This window comes from Leptolyngbya sp. Heron Island J (genome assembly GCF_000482245.1).
In the GTDB taxonomy this organism is placed as follows: domain Bacteria; phylum Cyanobacteriota; class Cyanobacteriia; order Phormidesmidales; family Phormidesmidaceae; genus Leptothoe.
This window is the reverse complement of the sequence record NZ_AWNH01000060.1, coordinates 68,733-87,336: the sequence shown is the minus strand read 5'-3', so window position 1 is coordinate 87,336 and position 18,604 is coordinate 68,733. Positions and strand designations below refer to the sequence as shown.

The window sequence follows — 18,604 nt, the reverse complement described above, 5'->3', positions numbered from 1 at the left end:
TGCCGGTGCAGTGGGTAACCGTCTATTAATTCTATAATGTCACCCGCAGTACAATTTGACCGCTGATTTATCCCCCATGGTCCTTTCTTCTAAGCTTTGGCAAGACCATTTAAACCTGGCGAATGAGAGCCTTGCCCATCCGTTTGTTCAAGGTATTGCAGATGGCACCTTACCGAAGGAAACGTTTGCATATTATGTAGGGCAAGATGCCTTCTTTCTAGAAGCCTTTGCCCGAGCCTATAGTATTGCAGCCGCTAAAGCCCCTACATGGCAAAGCTTCAACGTATTTCATGATTTAGCTACTGGGGTGTTATCAGAATTAAAGCTACACCAGAGCTATGCTCAAACCTGGAATGTCGATCTAGCTCAGGTGCGTCCAGGCAGTGCCACCCGGCAGTATACGGATTTTTTATTAGCAACAGCTTGGAGCCAACCCATTGGGGTAACAGCCGTAGCTATGTCTCCCTGTATGCGTCTGTATGCATACCTTGGAAAGCATCTTGCCCAAGGTGGTATTCCTGACCATACCTATAAGGCCTGGATTGTTACCTATAGCAGTGATGAATTTGAACCCTTAGCGGCTCAGTTAGAAACCCTTGTGGACGAATATGCAGAGGATAGTCAGTTGATCCGATCCACCTATTGCTATGCCATGGTCTGTGAACGGGACTTTTTCCAAGCAGCGTGGCAATATCGGGAAACAGGAGCACCACCCCATGGATAGGCGAGCTTTTCTAAGGAACTCGCTCATAGGTTTTGCGACTGGTTCTTGTGCCCAAGGGAACTTTTGGTCTGTTACCAAAGCTGAAGGACAGGGCACAACTCCAACCAACCAAAAACCACGGGTCATTATTATTTCCGACCTCCAGGTTGGTCAGGGTGATCCGGACGATAGACAATCGATGGCGCACTTAATGATGTACGCCAATGAAGTAGATATATGTGGAATCTGGCCCGATAGCCTTGATAGCGGCGTTACAGGAACCCAAATCGTTCTCGATCGGTATGAAGAGGACTACAAAAATCCGGCTTATAAGTTTCAAACTTTAGCTTATCCATCGCCATCATATTTACGTACAAAGTTATTCACTAGCCACGATCAAGCAATCGCTGCCATCAAAGCTGAGACCAGTGTTAGCGATCCTCATCCTCTTTACATGCTGGTATGGGGGGGCACCCACCGTGTGCCCCAATGTTTAGAAAAACTTACCTCCGCAGAACAAAATAAGATACGTCTGATTTCAATTGGGACGTATCTTCTAGACAATGCTCTGGCCGATGGTGATGGTCAAAAATATAACTGGAATGCTTGGGGGGAGGCCCGCATGGAGATCTGGAACCGATTTCCCGATCTTTGGTGGCTTGAAATGGACTGGTCGTGGCATGGCATGGCTTTCAATGAAGATTTGCACATAGCCAACGAAGCTGTAGTACTCAATGATCTGCTTGCACAAAATGCCGGTGCTCTTGGAGCCCACATCAAAGAGGTGCTGCCTGACTACTTTCGAGCATTAGATACTAATTCGTTGCTATACCTGTTGGATACCTCCAATAACTTTGATGATCCGACCCAGGGCTCATGGGCTGGAGAATACTACAGGCCCTTTGCCGAAAGGCCAAATTATTACACGGGTATTAATGGAGGGTTTGAGTGGGACTATGCTAAGCCTGCCAATACCTGGAGAAACGCTACTGATGTCTTTATGGTCCGGATTAGTACGTGCATATTACAGCGGCATGCATGGCATCAGGCTTTTATGCAAAAGCTTATGAGGCTCTATGGTCATGAGTCATTGGTCGAGGTCGAGTTTTCAAATGAATAGTTCTGGTATGTTTGCCACCGTTGACCGTCATGGCGCAGGAGGGTCAGCTGCTGGGCTGTAAAATTGAACGTTAGAGTCTTTTGTTGAAATTCTGGCCAGGCTTGGTGAAAGGCGGTTTTTGTGAGATCTCGAAAGGCGACGGTCATGTGGGGACAGAAATTGCGATAACGATGGTCGGCAATGCCATATCTGTTTTCTATAAATGTGGCTAAATCTTTCTGTAAGACCATGAGTTCAGGGTTTTGGACAACATCGACATAGATAACTTTGGGTGGGAAGGCTCCGAAATTGCGGAGTGCGATCGCAATCTTCCCCCTCTTGAGAGCAAACCATTTCAATCCCTCAATCAGTTCATCTAAACCTCGGTCTGATGGCCACTCAAACGGAGCCTGCAGCGTAATATGCGGTGGCGAATTAAACGCCTTACGAGAAGCATAATGCTGTTTAAAATAGCGTTTGATCTCATTAACAGACGCTTGAATCTTTGGCGGAGGTACCAGGGCGATGAAGAATCGATGCGAATTCATAGATTGACAATTAATCTTCCTACAATATATTTTGCAAGGCCTAGCTGAGTAGCCGATATCTGTGAATTTTGCTTATGGTGTGGTTTGTCAAAATTGAGCATGGCATTGTCAATAAGGCCACATTTGACCAGTTTGTACCTGCCCACGTTGACTACGTCAAAGAGTTAATCGCCAAAGGGCACCAAGCTAAAACCGGTTACTGGGCCGAACGTGGTGGCGGTATGCTGCTATTCCAGGCATCTTGTTTGGCCGAAGCGGAAGCGATTGTCAAAGCCGATCCACTAATTCAAAATGGCTGCGTCGACTACGAACTCCATGAATGGTGCGTAGTTGTAGAATAGCCCGCTACAATAACAAACCCGAGGATATGAAATTTAGTATTTTTCCTACAGGTTGTAGAAATTAAGTCAGCATGGCGAAAGCAAATAAAAAATCCCAGCCCAGTGACGGCTTTAAAGTCATGGCTGACAACCGCCAGGCTCGGTTTACCTACGAAATTTTAGATAGCTATGAGGCTGGTATCGAGCTAAAAGGCACCGAGGTCAAGTCCATCCGGGCTGGCAAAGTGAACCTGCGGGACGGTTACGCTCAGGTCAAAAACGGTGAAGTGTGGTTACTCAATGTCCATATTTCTCCCCACAACATGACGAATCAGGCTTACAACCATGAGCCTCGGCGTCCTCGACGATTACTGCTCCATAAAGCCGAAATTCGTAAACTTATTGGCAAGGTCGAAGAAAAGGGCTTAACTTTAGTCCCTTTAAAGCTCTATCTCAAGAAAGGTCGTGTGAAAGTCAACATCGCTATTGGACGCGGTAAAAAGTTACACGATAAACGTGAATCCCTCAAGCAAAAGCAAGAAAAACGCGACATCGCTCGTATGATGAAGAATCGTTAGCGGGTTTCGCTGTCTAGAGCTGTAACTACCCGTTCGTAGATCCGCTCAGCTTCTTCAGGCGTATTGCCAATACAGGTGAGGCCAAGTTTGCCATATTCTGAGAGGCATCCCATCAAGTGAAATGCTGCGCCAGTGCCAGCAATGGAATTAAAGTGCAGCTGCTCAATCATAATGATGTCCATCAGATCATTTGGTAGCAGCCCCTTGTAGTGATCTTTTTGTAAGTTATCAGAGGCTCGGTAGTATTTGGGCTGTCCTTGGGGGGTGTAAAACTGACCATCCTCCAGGTTATAGCTGCCGTTAGTCAATAGTTGGAGAGCCATAAACGGATGCGTGGTCCCTCCTTTACGTAGGTTGATTTCAATTGCATTTAACTCCCATGTTTGGTCGTCTTTCTGCACCGCAATAAAATCAACGCTATATCGTTCTAAGGCTCCCCGTTGGGCCAGGGTTTCTCCAACACGACGGCCTATGTCTTGAAGTGCAAGCCGATAGGCTGCATCCGCTGGAAACCGACACCCTAAAAAGATTTGTCCGTCTGGACCACCTAGGATTTGATCGTGGGTGGATAGGATTTCTACTGTCCCAAACGGGGTGATATGGCCTTGGACGCTAGGGGAGCGCTTGATTTCGCCTTCAATAAAGGCTTCTGCGATCGCACCCAGCTCTTCAATCTTGCGGTTAAAATGCTCCCACGTTTCATGCACATACTGAAAACGCATATGCTTTAGCGCTTCTAGTATGCCAACCACCCTTTCACCATGGGGTGCCTTGCCCGGAGCAACTCCCTGTAACTCATTCAACATCAGCAAGGCATTCCCTTCCCCTGAAAATCCTTCATTCAGCTTGATGACAATACGCTTTAAGTCTGGTTGTTGCTCCCACAACTGAGCCGTGGCCACAGCCAGATCTTTCACGCAGTGAGTAAGATAACTACCTTGTGGATGGGGAACACCACAAGCACTAAAAATCTCACGACTACCGGCCTTAGTTCCCAAATCCAGCAATGCTGGAGATACGGCCATCAGCGGAATATTCAATGTAAGGGCCAACTGCCGCTCCCAGGTCGTAGAGTTAAAACAAACCATGTAAGCTTCTTGGGGAGAAAGGCACTGGCGAATACGTTCCACCAAACGCGGACGCTGCAGAATTTTCTCAGTCAAAGGTTGTTGTGAACCATCATAAGTAGAAAATAAGCGCAACCGATTTTGTGCATGGGAACTGGGAATACCGGGTAGCAACTCCAAATAATAATCAACAATACTAGGGTGCAAAGGCTGCGAAGTCACATAGATTAGAGAGGTATTAGGGTTACGTAAATGCAGCAGCGAAAATAATAACCGCTCTTCATAATGATGCACACCTTCTACCTTTCTCAATTCCTCCTGATCAAGGCTAAGAGAGGGTATCACCAAAATTTGCCTAGGAGCACGATCAAAGCAATCTAGAGGTTGCCAGCACGCCGTGAGTTGAGCCTGTAGCTGACGAAACTTTGAGTCATCAAATGCCCAGTTAGCTGATTCAGATGTCACGATTGCTCCTTCAATGAGGCCAATGGTTACTGAATCTTATTACACCTAATAGAGGATAGTTAGCTGCTTCCTTAATAGAAAGTAGCGGCGTGATATCCAACTCAAAACACCGCTACTCAAGATTCTAATCAAAACTAATTCCCATCAAAGGACATCAATTTTGCTTAACGGGTACGATGTTCATCAACCCCAATGTGTCCAAGCTTTTATGGATCTGTCTGCAGTGCCTGGGGCTGCAAATAGGCAATCATTTGATCCACACCACGCTGGATACGACGGGTGACCGTCATCGGACTCACTCCAATTCGTTCAGCTACTTCCTTGCGTGATAGCCCTTTAAAGAATACAAATTCAATAGCCGAGCGCGTTTTATCCTCTAATTGGCTCAACGCCCGTTGCACTTGCTGACGATCTTCTTCTAATGCCTGTAATAGCTGATAGTGCATATCGGGTAGCGTATCCCCCAAAGTTATGGTCGAGTCAGTTTGATGACAAACAGTAGCATCCAAACTCAGTGGCATCCGATTCTTATTAGCCATCTTGACCTGACGCCATTCTTTAACTGAAATAGACAGTGCTTCGGCCATTTCATAATCAGAAGGCTGACGACCATACTGCCGCAGTAGCTCAGCCTGGAGCTTCTGGCTTGCTTTCTGCAAATCTTGCCAACGACGAGGAATCTTCACCGTAGAACCTCGATCCCTCAGAAAGTGAAGCATTTCACCACGAATATAGGGAACCGCAAAAGAACTAAATGCACATCCTTGACTAGGATCAAACCGTTCAATAGCTCGAATTAATCCAAGATAGCCAATCTGCTCAAGATCTTCATAGGGCTCAGCGCATTGATGACTGACACGGTGCGCTATTTTCCTAACTAAACCTGCATTTAAACGGACTAAATCATTACGCAATTTGATTGATGGCTGTTGTTTATATGCCATCAGCATCTCCATCCCACGAGAGCGAAGCGATGAGGTTTGAGTAGCCATAGTGTGCTAAATATCCTGTGTCAGGGCGTTAAATCGTGATTTAAGTACATTGTCGGGATGTTGACTTAAGCACACCATCGTTGGATTACGGGACTCGGTCTATGAATTTCCCGAGAGACTCCGTATATTCACTCTTGGCTGTTTCAAACCTTACCTCGCTCCAGACTTTCTCTAATGCACTCAGTAGAGTGCATTTCAGACCTCACACGCAGTCTAGGATTGTAACTAACAGTTTAAATAGCAGTCAAAGTTTTAGCCCTCTTTATCAGCAGCACAATAGAACAAGCTCGTACTCAGCATTCCCATCAAGCTTGGTGTATGTAACTTTTCCTTTAAAAGAAATACAAGGATTTAGACCAACTCAAACACCTTTCGTAACCTTTCTGTGAGTGTTATTGGTCTTAGCTACTAGAAGCCTAGCTTTTACCTGGTCATTGGCTCAGAAAAGATTTGACTATCGATAGATAAGTATCTGCATCTTCCAACATGGGAAAATGCCCAGTCTCCGGCACTTCCACGTAGTCAATCTTTGGGCTCAAGGATGCTGCTTGACGTCCCAGCTCAGCAGGGGTAATTTTGTCGTATTGCCCAGATACCATCAGCGTAGGCACATCAATGGCAGCAAATACTTGAGGCATCGTTTCTGTAGCATGCTTACTCACCGAGGCTTTTAATGTGCCAAGGGCCGTCGCCATATCAGCTTGCAAAAAATCGTCAAGAAAGTTTTTTTTATCAGCATAGGGAATCTGCCCTTTTAGGAATCGTGACATAAACAGCTGAGGTGCCAATGGCACGTGCGCCAACCATGATGGGCGAAACATCACTACATAGCTACCAAATTGATGAAATGCCTTGAAAGCACGTTCATCATATTCAAAAGAGCCATTGCACGTAAGAATTGCTTTACTAACTCGCTGAGAAAAACAATTGAGAAAATAGAGTGCTACCGAAGCTCCCATAGAATGGGCACTGATAAATACGCGCTCCTGCTTTAAGCCAGTCAGTAATTGGTCTAGATCCTTGGCAAAGCTTTCTAGTGATCCTAAATCAGCTGTTGTATTAACAGCCGCTGCCGATCTACCAAATCCACGCAAATCATATAGAAGACAGTCAAAATCATACTTCATCGCCTCGGCCGTGCTTTCCCAATAACGGGCTGACCCCCCCCAACCATGCAGAAAGACTAGCGTTGGCCGATTTCCAGTGGGACCATCACAAACCCACTCATAGTAATGAGCAACCCCATTGAGATCGATGTAAGCCATATCCATCCCCAAACAATAACCACACCCCATATAGGGTGACACTTAGGGATATCAACCCAGGATAATCACTGGTTTTAATTAAGCAGATTCTGGTTTAGGCAAGGAAGAAGGATGCAACAGCAGCTCAGCGGTAGAGCGTTTTTCCACCATTTCGCGAGTGATTTGAAAGCGCTTCATATCTTTTCTTGAAGGCAGCTCGTACATCACATCTAGCATAATTTCTTCAATAATGCTGCGAAGCGCTCGTGCGCCAGTCTTACGTCGATACCCTTCTTGAGCAATAGCGCGGATAGCATCCGGTTTAAATTCCAAGCTGACATTATCCATAAGCATCAGCTTCTGGAACTGCTTAACTAGAGCATTTTTAGGCTCTGTCAAGATCGCCATCAAAGCTTCTTCATCTAACGGGTTGAGTACGGAAATAGCTGGAATCCGACCAATAAACTCAGGAATCATCCCAAATTTAACAATGTCATCAGCCTCTAAATTTTTCAACACATCAGCCGTTCGCTTATCGCGATTAAATTGAGTTTGGGGTTCACCAGCTCCTTGAACAAATCCCATCGATTTTTTACCGATACGTTGCTCAATAATCTTCTCTAAGCCAACAAATGCACCACCGCAAATAAATAAAATATTGCTTGTATCAATTTGAATACAGTCCTGGTAAGGATGTTTTCGCCCACCCTGAGGAGGAACATTAGCAACAGTTCCCTCTAGCATCTTTAACAGGGCCTGCTGTACTCCTTCACCAGAAACATCTCGTGTAATTGATGGATTCTCACTTTTACGCGCAATTTTATCAATTTCATCGATGTAGATAATACCTCGCTGGGCCTCTTCAACATCGAGATCGGCCACTTGCAGCAGTCTCAATAAAATGTTTTCTACATCTTCACCAACGTAGCCTGCTTCAGTGAGCGTAGTTGCATCAGCTACAGCAAACGGGACATCTAAAATTTTCGCTAAAGTCTGAGCCAGCAAGGTCTTTCCTGAACCAGTTGGACCGATAAGCAAAATATTAGACTTTTGCAGTTCTACGCTGTCTTCGCCAGGGTCTCCTCCTGATTGAACATAGCTTAACCGTTTGTAATGATTATAAACTGCGACAGAAAGAACCTTCTTAGCTTCGTTTTGGCCAATGACATGCTCATCCAAGTATGCTTTGATATCACGAGGCTTAGGAATCTGATTCAGGGAAATATGTGACGGGGACTTACGCCCGCGCTCGGGCTGCTGTTCTCGTCGAGGGGTAGGAGGAGCTACTGCAGAACTAGAGTCAAATAATTCTTCATCTAGAATCTCATTGCATAGATCAACACACTCATCACAGATATAAACTCCTGGACCAGCAATTAGCTTTCGCACTTGCTCCTGAGACTTACCGCAAAAGGAACATTTAAGATGGGAGTCATACTTAGACATATCGGCCCTAACCTAGTGCGTTGACATTAAATCGGCAGCAGCATCACGAGAAATCACAGTATCAATCAATCCATAATCAGCAGCCTCAGCTGCAGACATGAAGAAATCACGCTCAGTGTCCTCTGCAATTCTTTCTAAAGGCTGACCAGTGTGGTTAGCCAATAGCTCATTCAAGCGCTGCTTCAAATAAAGAATTTCCCGAGCTTGAATTTCAATATCGACAGCTTGTCCCTGAGCGCCGCCCAGAGGCTGATGAATCATAATGCGAGAACTCGGCAAAGCCATACGCTTGCCTTTGGCCCCACCAGACAGCAAAAACGCCCCCATGCTAGCAGCTAATCCAAAACAGATGGTCACAACATCTGGACGAATTTGCTGCATCGTATCGTAGATAGCCATACCTGCTGTGATCGATCCACCAGGAGAATTTATATAAATCTGGACATCTTTCTCGGGATCTTCAGCATCCAAATAAAGCAGCTGAGCCACAATCGAGTCTGCCAGAGTATCATCCACACCACTACCCAGAAATACGATACGCTCCCTCAGTAGGCGCGAATAAATATCAAAAGCACGTTCACCCCGACCAGACTGCTCTAAAACCACCGGTAGCATGTTGCTCGCTCCGCCAGCGTCAGCAGACAGTACATGACCAGACAAGTCTGGCACCATCGCACTGTGGTAAAGATGAGACATTGATGAATACATGTATCGATATAAAGGGTCTCTATACATTATGCCCTATCCCTTCACTAAGACACGTGCAAGGAGTAGCCCCCATACTCTAGCGAAAACCGACCAATTTCAACAGTAACTAGTTAGGTTTTTTTGAAATCCTTGGGCTAACTTTAGCAATGAATACCTAAGCAACCCCTTCTCCAGGCAGCAACGCCTGACCACAGCTACCTTTTGTCTCCAAAAAAATTTGATCGGTTTAAGCTTTTAGCAGACATCCTCAACAGGCCCATTCAGGGTAAATAGCCCGCGAGTCTACTCAACTATTCCTCTTCAGCATCCGTCTCGCCGTCTTTTTCTGTATTGAGAGTGCCTTCAGGGACTAGCTCAACAGTTGCATTTTCGGTCAGCCAACCCAAAATCTTTTCCTTGAGCAAATCTTCGTTAACGACCTGTTTCAAACGATCTTGATCAATGTTGCTAGGGTCATCAACCTCAGCCATCATCTCTTTCATGCGAGTGGCCACAGCTTCCTCATCAACACTAATGGACTCTAACTTTGCGACTTCTCCCAGAGCTAGAGTGCGACGTAAACGTTCAGTCGCTTCAGGTTTTGCATTTTCACGCATATTTTCAACCAGCTCTTTGGTCAAAAATTTATTGATGTCAATGCCCTGATTAGACAGCTGCATGACTGTTTGAGTAACAATGTGGTCAACTTCCCGCTGCAGAAGGGTTTTAGGGATTTCCACTTGCAAATGAGTCACTAGCTCATCTAAGAGGGCTTTTTCTGTGTTTGCTTGAGTAGCATCCTCGGACTCTTTCTTAAAGCGCTCTTCTAGGGATTGCCTGAGCTCTTCCAAAGTTTCAAACTCACTGACTTCCTGAGCTAAATCATCATCAATGTCAGGCAGTTCTCGCTCCTTTAGATCATTGAGCGTAATGGTAAAGATAGCTGGTTTACCTGCTAACTCTGGTTGAGGATAGTCCTCTGGGAACGTGACGTCGACATCTTTGGTCTGACCAAGCTCCATACCAACAATGCCTTCGACAAATCCTGGGATAAATCGGCCTTCCTTGACCTCAACCTGAAATTCGCTGGCACTCCCGCCCTCAAACTCTTCTGGCTCCTTACCATCCTCGACAACTTTACCGACAAAATCTACTACGGCAACATCATCCTCTTGGGCTGGCCGCTCTTCAACAGGCGCAAGATCAGCCAGGTTCTGCTGGTAGCTTTCTAAAGTTTCGGTAATGCGCTCAGCGTTATAGACAACCTCTTCTGCCTGAACTGACAGATCCTTATAGCGCTCAAGTTGAACTTGAGGAGGAACGTCCACTGAGGCTGAAATAACCAATAATTTACCTGGTTCAAATTCTTCGATTAAGGTTTCAAACCCGGAACGCAGCTGATAATTTCCCAAAGCTTCGATTTTTTCTTGAGAAATGGCCTTATCAATCACATTCTGCACAAGCTCTTCAAGCGCTGCAGCCTTAAGCCTCGTTGCACCTAATTGCTGCACCAAAATCTGTCTTGGAACCTTACCTTTACGAAACCCAGGAATGTTCGCTGTCTTCATGTACTTACGCAGCGTTTGCTCATAGGTCTGCTTAGAGACATCTGCAGGAACTTCAATTTCTAAGCCAACCTGGCTATCGGGCAATTTTTCCTGGGTAACTTTCATTGGGGATTTCTGTTCTAATTATGAATGGTTTATGCAGAGGAAGTTCTACCACAAACAGCCCAGATGTGTAGGTTTGTCCCTTGAGTTGGAGGCAGAAACTTGACACATCAGCCAGGAGCCATCTTGCAGTTAAGCAGCGGCACAACCTTTGCCTGGAAGAGTATTGTGGGATGCAAAGACCACACAATCCTAATGCGTAGAGCATTAGCTGCAACGCAATTAGTTATAGTACCTGATTATTCCTGTTCAGAACTGTAGAGTTTGTGGTGGAGGTTTAGAAATTTTGCTCTCACAGTTCGAAGATTGAGATGTACTAGAAAGTTAATCGACGGCAAAGTGGTTCGCTACCGAATAACCGGTATTGGAATATGACTAAGTTAAATTGACCAGCAAAATAACGTCTAGCCGTATTGGATTTGACAGATAGATATCAAATCTAGGCTAGTCCAATCATGTCAATATCTCAACAATCAGCTGATTAAATGTCTCTATTGCTTGCTCTTTGTGGCACACTGGAACTTTAAGCGCTACTGTTATGTCAGTCGTGTTTAGTCAGCATAGGCACTAAGAGGGGGCTAGCGGCCTCATTAGGGGTAATAGTCCAGATTGGCTAGAAATTTCTAGGAAGTGTTAATTCATCCTTACCAGTAGATATGTACAGTCATTTTGCAAAGTTTTTTCTGAAAACCGCCAGTTGTGTTGCTGTGAGTGCTGTACGGGCATAGCTCCAGTTAGTTTTCTTAAGAGGCTTGTATGTACTCTTCGCGACCGTCTCAGTGCAGAACTTACTAACATTTCAGGATTGCTACTGGCTTAGGTGCGTTACGTGGGTAGCTATGGTTGATTGATTGTTTGGATTAATGACAAGCATGGCATTTAGTGAGAAGTGTCTGTGTTGCGGTTAAACCTTACGTAAACCCACTAGCGATTAAGTCAAAGCCGTCAACAGAAATTTGGTTGCATTATGTTTAGTTTTTAATTTTGATTTCATACTTATACTGAAAGTTTTGAATGGAGGAGGTTAAGTCTTTTGCCTGAAGCATATCGTGTAGCAATCATGGGTGCTACTGGTGCCGTTGGTACCGAACTGCTAGAGCTTTTGGAGAAGCGTAGTTTTCCAGTCAAAGAGCTGTCTCTCTTGGCTTCCCATCGTTCGGCAGGGAAAGAGCTTATATTTCGTGGGCAGCCGCTGAAAGTCAAGGCCATCAGTGATGCAAATTTTGCTGATATCGACCTAGTACTGGCGTCAGCTGGTGGTTCTGTTTCTAAGGAATGGGCACCCAAAGCCGCAGCAGCAGGTGCAGTTGTAATTGATAATTCCAGTGCATTTCGAATGGAATCATCAGTACCTCTAGTAGTACCTGAGGTGAATCCTGCAGCTGCGTTAGGACACCAGGGAATTATCGCAAATCCTAATTGCACGACTATATTGATGAGCGTTGCCCTCTGGCCGTTACATCAGTATCAACCCATTGAACGTATTGTGGTTGCAACTTACCAGTCTGCAAGTGGTGCTGGGGCACGTGCTATGGAAGAGGTTAAGCAGCAGGCTCAAGCAATTTTACAAGGACAGGAACCACCGACTGAAGCCTTTCCTTACCCACTTGCGTTTAATTTATTTCCTCATAATTCTCCTCTTAATGAGATGGGATACTGCCAAGAGGAAATGAAAATGGTGAATGAAACCCGTAAAATTTTTGGTGTTTCTGATCTACGTATAAGCGCGACTTGTGTACGGGTGCCAGTCCTCAGAGCTCATTCGGAAGCGATTAATGTGGAGTTTCAACAGCCACTAGCGGTTGAAAAAGCTTTGACTTTGCTGCAGACGGCACCCGGAGTCAAAGTAGTTGAGAATTGGCAAACAAACTACTTTCCGATGCCTATAGAAGCGAGTGGCGAAGATGATGTGTTGGTTGGTCGAGTACGCCGTGATCTATCCAATGAGAACGGTCTGGAGCTTTGGCTAAGTGGTGATCAGATTCGCAAAGGGGCAGCACTTAATGCCGTTCAAATTGCTGAGCTGTTGGTTAGCAAACAGGCCCTTAAACCTAAGGCTCTTGTCTAGAATCCTGCAAGTCAGCCTGTGCGCTAGGCGCTTGCTCCAGCGGCTAGGTTCTGTAAATAGCCCGTTTTGAGCGTTCTTGAAAAGACTCTATAGAAGGCCATTTATATAGCATGGTCTGATGTCTAGTTATTTGGAGGCAATGTCTTTATTTTTTTGACATGGTTGTGATGTAGCGAGGATAGATAGAACGTGACATATTTTGGGCGAGTACTCACGGCAATGATTACCCCATTTAATCAAGCGGGTGCCGTCGATTATGAGTCTGCGCGGCGTTTAGCATCTTATTTGGTTAGCCATGGCACTGACACTATTGTAGTTTGTGGAACTACAGGTGAATCTCCAACCCTCAGCTGGTCAGAGGAATATGAGCTTTTTCAAGTAGTTAAAGCTGCCGTTGACGGTCAGGGAAAGGTGGTCGCTGGTACTGGTTCAAACAGCACAAAGGAAGCTATTGAAGCTACTCAAAAGGCTGCTGATTTAGGGTTAGACGGTACCCTTCAGGTGGTGCCTTATTACAACAAACCCCCTCAGGCTGGTCTGCAAGCGCATTTTAGTGCGATCGCAACTGCTGTGCCCAACCTGCCAATCATGCTTTACAACGTGCCAGGACGTACGGGACAAAATCTAGAAGCATCTACCGTCGCTAAACTGGCAGAAATCCCAAACATCATCGCTGTTAAAGAAGCCAGTGGTGATTTAGACCAGGTCAGTGAAATTAGACGTTTGACAGCGCCTGGATTTGAAATTTACTCAGGGGATGACTCCTTAACACTACCCATGCTTTCAGTAGGGGCCATCGGTGTAGTAAGCGTTGCTAGCCATCTGGTGGGAGATGAGTTATACCAAATGATTCAAGCCTATGAAGCTGGTCAGGTATCTACTGCAAGGGATATACATCTCAAGCTACTGCCACTGTGCAAAGCTCTATTTGCAACTACTAATCCCATATTGATCAAGGCAGCACTGCAGCTTCAGGGATGGCCAGTCGGCGTTTGCCGGTCCCCTCTAAGTGAAGCACCAACTGACCTGGTTGATAACCTCAAACACCTAATGGCTGAACTGGAATTGCTACCAGCAGCAGTCGTATAGAGTTGAGACTAAATTTGCGCTAGTGGCGTAGTCACATATTCAGAGAATTAATACGCTTTTGCCCAATCATTAGTTTCTACAGAAACCTTCTTAAACATTTTCAAGAATTTACACAACTCACTTTTTTGACTTTTCATTAAGGAACTTATGCGCCAACGATCTCGGACAAGCCAACGATCTCGAATTACTACAAAAGGCAACACTCAGACTGACAATCAAAGGGTGCGGAGTTATGCCCCAAAATCTGAGCCTAAAGCCAATAGTAAAGTGGATAAAAATACACTTAAAGTCATTCCCCTGGGCGGGCTACATGAAATTGGCAAAAATACTTGCGTCTTTGAAATCAATGACGAAATTATCTTATTGGATGCCGGTTTAGCTTTTCCATCCGATGAGATGCACGGCGTCAACATCGTACTACCGGATGTCACTTATTTAAGAGAAAACCACCATAAGATTAAGGGGATGATTGTCACCCATGGGCATGAAGACCATATCGGTGGCATTGCTTTTCACCTTAAGCAGTTTGATATTCCCGTCATTTACGGTCCCCGACTGGCGATGGCTCTGTTAGCCGATAAGCTAGAGGAAGCAGGTGTTGCTGACCGAACCGAGTTACGCACAGTACAGCCCCGAGACACTGTCAGACTGGGGGAATCGTTCGTGGTGGAGTACATTCGTAACACTCACTCCATGGCCGATAGCTTTACAGTAGCTATGCGCACTCCAGCAGGCACTGTCATCCACACAGGCGACTTTAAAATTGACCATACTCCGGTAGATGGCGAGTATTTTGATTTAGCGCGTTTGGCAGCTTACGGTGAAGAGGGAGTTCTATGTTTGATCAGTGATTCCACAAATGCTGAAGTACCTGGTCATACTCCCTCTGAACGCTCAGTTTTTCCCAATCTTGACCGTGCCTTTAGCGAAGCGAAAGGTCGCCTTATGGTGACGACATTCGCATCTTCGGTCCATCGAGTCAACATGCTATTGGAGCTAGCGCAAAAGCATAAGCGCTCAGTATTTGTCGTGGGGCGCTCGATGCTGAATGTGATTGCCCACGCCCGCAGCTTAGGTTATATCAAGTGTCCAGACGATTTATTTAAACCGCTGAATACTCTTAATAGCTGTCCCGATGAAAAGGCAATGATTTTGACCACAGGGTCTCAGGGTGAACCGATGGCAGCCCTCACCCGCATTGCCAATGGCTCCCATCGCCAAATCAAGGTCCGCGCTGGAGACACAATTATTTTCTCAGCAAATCCAATTCCCGGTAATACCATTGCGGTTGTCAATACTATTGACAAGCTGATGGCTCAGGGAGCCAATGTGATATATGGCAAACAGCGAGGGTTGCATGTTTCTGGCCACGGAGCCCAGGAAGATCAAAAGCTGATGCTGGCTCTAACTCGTCCGAAGTATTTTTTGCCCGTTCATGGTGAACACCGGATGTTGGTCAAGCACGCAGCAACAGCTCAAAGCATGGGAGTCCCAGCCGAGCACATGGTAGTCATTCAAAATGGCGATATCGTGGCTGTTGATAATGAGCAGGGTATCCGAATTGCTGGTAAAGTTTCGTCGGGTATTGAATTGGTAGATTCGTCTCGCAATGGCATTGTCGGACGTACAGTCTTGAAAGAACGTCAGCAATTGGCAGAAGACGGTATCATCACGATTTCGGCAACTGTCGATGGCAATGGCAAATTATTGGCACCGCCTGCGGTCCATCTGCGGGGCGTCGTGACGAAGCATTCACAAACTGATTGGGAAGGAAAAATCCATCAGGTAGTGATATCTGGTTTGAGAAACCGCTGGAGCGAGGTTATTGATACTTCAGGGAGTCAAACCACAGTGAGATGGGACGGGTTGAGATCGCGCTTAGAAGAAGAAGTTCGTCATTTCGTGCGACGTGAGCTACCCAAACGGTATCCGCTCATTGTTTTTCTCATGCAGCCCATCGATCTTAAGACGCCGCTAAAACCAGTGGAACAACCCCTTAAAAAGCGTGTTGTAGCCGTCTAAAACCACCGCATGAACCTATTCCAGCTTGAGAAATCCATTTTGATCTAAATTTTCTCAAGCTGGATAAAAATCCAGTTGACCCAATCTTGTAGGGTAGCTAACACATATTTCCATAAAGAAATTAAAATAAAAATTCTAAAGTCCTGGCCATATGGGCAAGCTCAGGCTATAATCCATTGCAACTGAAGCTGCCGTAGGATAACTACAGAGTTTGTTAGCTGCAGCTTACCCAAAGGCGAGTACTGACTAGTTTCGCTTCTGTCAGAACCCTTGCGATTGCAACGTACTAGCGACGCTTACAGTCTGTCTGAGGCTCCAGTACTCTAATCGGATTTATCTAAACGTCACTTCTAGCTGCCAAGCAGTGAAAGTTTTGGATTCCTGCGGTTTTCTCTGTAGCCTGCCCATGGCCTCAACAGAGCCCGGTTGACTCTAATTAGGTGCCAAAGGGTTGGGTTCGAGCAGCTGTTTTAGATTTGAAGGATTAATCGTTGAGCTTACGTGTGTCAACCTCGGTAATAATTGGGTTGACTGCATAGGTTTTTGAGGAAATTGGATGCCTAAGCAGATCATTATTGCGGAGCAGCATCGTACTGCAGCCGTCTTTTCAGAAGATCAAATTCAAGAATTAATTGTGGCTACCGGTAGCCACCAGGTTGGAGACATTTACGTAGGTACTGTTGAAAACGTACTCTCGGGAATTGATGCGGCCTTTATCAATATTGGTGATAGTGAGCGAAATGGCTTTATGCATGTGTCCGATTTAGGGCCACTAAAGCTAAAGCGGGCTCCTGGACCAATTACTGAGCTAGTTGCACCTAAGCAGAAAGTGCTGGTGCAAATCATGAAGGAACCTACGGGAAACAAAGGACCACGGCTGACTGGAAAGATTACTTTACCTGGACGCTATTTGGTGCTGATGCCTTATGGGCGAGGCGTCAACCTATCCCGGCGCATTCGTAATGAGGCTGAGCGACATCGATTACGTGCTCTAGGTATTTTGACTAAGCCACCAGGCATGGGGCTACTTGTCCGTACCGAAGCCGAAAGTGTTTCTGAAGAAGCCATTATCGAAGATTTAGAGGCCCTACAGAAACGTTGGGAAATGATTCAGCAAGAAGCGATGGCCACCCGTCCTCCCGCCCTTTTGAATCGTGATGATGACTTTATCCAGCGAGTATTGCGGGACGTTTACAATGCCGATGTCAATCGTATTGTGACTGATTCAGATATTGGAATGCAGCGGGTTAAGCAGCATCTATCAAGCTGGAGCGATGGCCGCTTGCCTGCTGGTGTGTTAGTAGACCATCACCGCACCGATTCACCATCTATCCTGGAATATTTCCGTGTCAACGCAGCGATTCGTGAAGCATTGAAGCCGCGGGTTGATTTGCCATCAGGCGGATATATCATCATTGAGCCGACTGAAGCTCTGACAGTAATCGATGTTAACTCAGGCTCATTTACTCGGTCAGCTACAGCACGAGAAACGGTGCTCTGGACTAACTGCGAAGCCGCTGTAGAGATTGCTCGCCAGCTCCGTCTACGAAATGTCGCTGGCGTGATTGTAGTCGATTTTATCGATATGGAGTCTCGTCGCGACCAGATGCAGGTTCTAGAGCATTTTGGTAAGGCTTTACAAGCTGACAAAGCGCGTCCACAGATTTCCCAACTTTCTGAACTTGGGCTAGTGGAGTTGACGCGTAAGCGCCAGGGTCAAAACATATATGAATTATTTGGATGTCCCTGCCCTGCTTGTGGAGGATTAGGTCATCTTGCTCAGTTACCTGGTGAAGCCCCTGTTGAGGTTCAACAGTCGGCAGTAGCAAGCCGAGTCGTTCCCATGTCCAGTGCACGCATTGCTCGTCAGGAACGCTCAGATAATTTGGAACCAGATCAAAATCTGAAGTCTCTTGATTTAGTCAATCACCCTGACTATAACGACAAAGGGAATGGTCGTAACCGTCGTCGTCGTCGTCGTAGTGATGGTCCTAGTCCCCGTAGTAGTCGTTCGGCAGCGGCTCCACCAAAGCTAGTCAATAGTAGTAGCGGCAATGTTAGCCCAATTGTGAGTTCTGCACCTATTTTGACGCCCAATGGAGACAGTTCACGGGATGATGTAACAGCAGAGGCATCCTCTACCCGTGGTAAACGTTCTCGCAGCCGTAGTCGTAAGCCAGAAGTTCCCCCTCAGGTGGTTACTGTAACGTTAACTCCCGACGAACAGCGCATTTATGCTGAAATGGGTGTTTCGCCACTGGTACTCAGCCAAGAGGAAATTAAAGATACCAAGAATGTAGTTGTATCAGTAGTTTTACCTGGTGAAGCGCCACCGGCTACGGACACTGACCTGAGTGAACCTGATACACAGCTGTCTGATCAGAGACCAACATCGGCTCTAGCCCCTGAAAAAATCCAGTCTGAAGTGGCTGATTCCATTACTCAGGTAACTTCTGTGAATGAATTAGAGGCAGCTGACCTGCCTCTAGAAGACGTTGCCGAGGCTCAACAAGAGTTATCTGAAACAGAAGAAGCTACCTCGGAAACAGATGCTCCACCCACCCGTCGCCGTCGCCGTCGCCGCTCATCGGCAACAGTGAGCTAGT

General features: G+C 46.1%; 15 protein-coding genes. 8 read left to right on the top strand and 7 right to left on the bottom strand.

The annotated features are described in order from the left end of the window. Positions 1–76 precede the first annotated feature (76 nt). Together N836_RS56630 and N836_RS56625 are read left to right on the top strand one after the other, a co-directional pair. Entirely contained in the window at positions 77–724 is a 648-nt protein-coding gene (locus tag N836_RS56630) for a TenA family protein (protein WP_023073734.1), read from the top strand. Continuing rightward, a complete protein-coding gene (locus N836_RS56625) occupies positions 717–1,823 on the top strand; it encodes a nucleoside hydrolase-like domain-containing protein (RefSeq protein ID WP_023073733.1) in 1,107 nt (368 codons plus the stop codon). Before N836_RS56630 ends, N836_RS56625 begins: the two co-directional genes overlap by 8 nt. On the opposite strand, the gene N836_RS56620 is transcribed toward N836_RS56625, so the two are convergent. Next, the gene (locus tag N836_RS56620) at positions 1,784–2,350 is read right to left on the bottom strand and encodes a 2'-5' RNA ligase family protein (protein ID WP_023073732.1); all 567 of its coding nucleotides are present in this window, start codon (positions 2,348–2,350) and stop codon (positions 1,784–1,786) included. The two genes, N836_RS56625 and N836_RS56620, sit on opposite strands and share 40 nt — an antisense overlap. A gap of 74 nt (positions 2,351–2,424) precedes the next feature. On the opposite strand from N836_RS56620, the gene N836_RS56615 reads away from it, so the two are divergent. Next, entirely contained in the window at positions 2,425–2,691 is a 267-nt protein-coding gene (locus tag N836_RS56615; protein ID WP_023073731.1) for a YciI family protein, read from the top strand. Positions 2,692–2,762: 71 nt separating this feature from the next. Then, positions 2,763–3,248, top strand: a complete 486-nt coding sequence (smpB, locus tag N836_RS56610; protein WP_023073730.1) for an SsrA-binding protein SmpB — start codon at positions 2,763–2,765, stop codon at positions 3,246–3,248. Here smpB and N836_RS56605 read toward each other — a convergent pair. The 6 genes from N836_RS56605 to tig all read right to left on the bottom strand — a co-directional run bounded on the left by N836_RS56605 (position 3,245) and on the right by tig (position 10,822). Next, positions 3,245–4,780 carry a peptide ligase PGM1-related protein gene (locus N836_RS56605; protein WP_023073729.1) on the bottom strand — a complete coding sequence of 512 codons (1,536 nt, stop codon included), beginning with the start codon at positions 4,778–4,780 and terminating at the stop codon, positions 3,245–3,247. The two genes, smpB and N836_RS56605, sit on opposite strands and share 4 nt — an antisense overlap. Positions 4,781–4,986: 206 nt before the next feature. Next, a complete protein-coding gene (locus tag N836_RS56600) occupies positions 4,987–5,772 on the bottom strand; it encodes an RNA polymerase sigma factor SigF (RefSeq protein WP_023073728.1) in 786 nt (261 codons plus the stop codon). Between the two features lie 431 nt (positions 5,773–6,203). Beyond that, positions 6,204–7,037, bottom strand: a complete 834-nt coding sequence (locus N836_RS56595; protein ID WP_031293150.1) for an alpha/beta fold hydrolase — start codon at positions 7,035–7,037, stop codon at positions 6,204–6,206. A 78-nt stretch (positions 7,038–7,115) separates the two neighbouring features. After that, complete coding sequence (clpX, locus tag N836_RS56590) at positions 7,116–8,462, bottom strand: ATP-dependent protease ATP-binding subunit ClpX (protein ID WP_031293149.1); 1,347 nt, start codon at positions 8,460–8,462, stop codon at positions 7,116–7,118. Between the two features lie 12 nt (positions 8,463–8,474). Continuing rightward, positions 8,475–9,077: an ATP-dependent Clp endopeptidase proteolytic subunit ClpP gene (gene clpP / locus N836_RS56585; protein ID WP_200867433.1), complete on the bottom strand. Its 603-nt coding sequence runs from the start codon at positions 9,075–9,077 to the stop codon at positions 8,475–8,477. Positions 9,078–9,460: 383 nt separating this feature from the next. After that, a complete protein-coding gene (tig, locus tag N836_RS56580) occupies positions 9,461–10,822 on the bottom strand; it encodes a trigger factor (protein WP_023073724.1) in 1,362 nt (453 codons plus the stop codon). A 1,030-nt stretch (positions 10,823–11,852) separates the two neighbouring features. On the opposite strand from tig, the gene N836_RS56575 reads away from it, so the two are divergent. From N836_RS56575 to N836_RS56560, 4 genes are all read left to right on the top strand, one after another. Further along, entirely contained in the window at positions 11,853–12,887 is a 1,035-nt protein-coding gene (locus N836_RS56575) for an aspartate-semialdehyde dehydrogenase (protein ID WP_031293147.1), read from the top strand. A 189-nt stretch (positions 12,888–13,076) separates the two neighbouring features. Further along, positions 13,077–13,976 carry a 4-hydroxy-tetrahydrodipicolinate synthase gene (gene dapA, locus N836_RS56570; RefSeq protein ID WP_036053709.1) on the top strand — a complete coding sequence of 300 codons (900 nt, stop codon included), beginning with the start codon at positions 13,077–13,079 and terminating at the stop codon, positions 13,974–13,976. A gap of 147 nt (positions 13,977–14,123) precedes the next feature. Next, positions 14,124–15,998, top strand: coding sequence for a ribonuclease J (locus tag N836_RS56565; RefSeq protein WP_023073721.1), 1,875 nt, complete (start codon positions 14,124–14,126; stop codon positions 15,996–15,998). A gap of 556 nt (positions 15,999–16,554) precedes the next feature. Then, complete coding sequence (locus N836_RS56560; RefSeq protein WP_023073720.1) at positions 16,555–18,603, top strand: Rne/Rng family ribonuclease; 2,049 nt, start codon at positions 16,555–16,557, stop codon at positions 18,601–18,603. Position 18,604 lies beyond the last annotated feature (1 nt).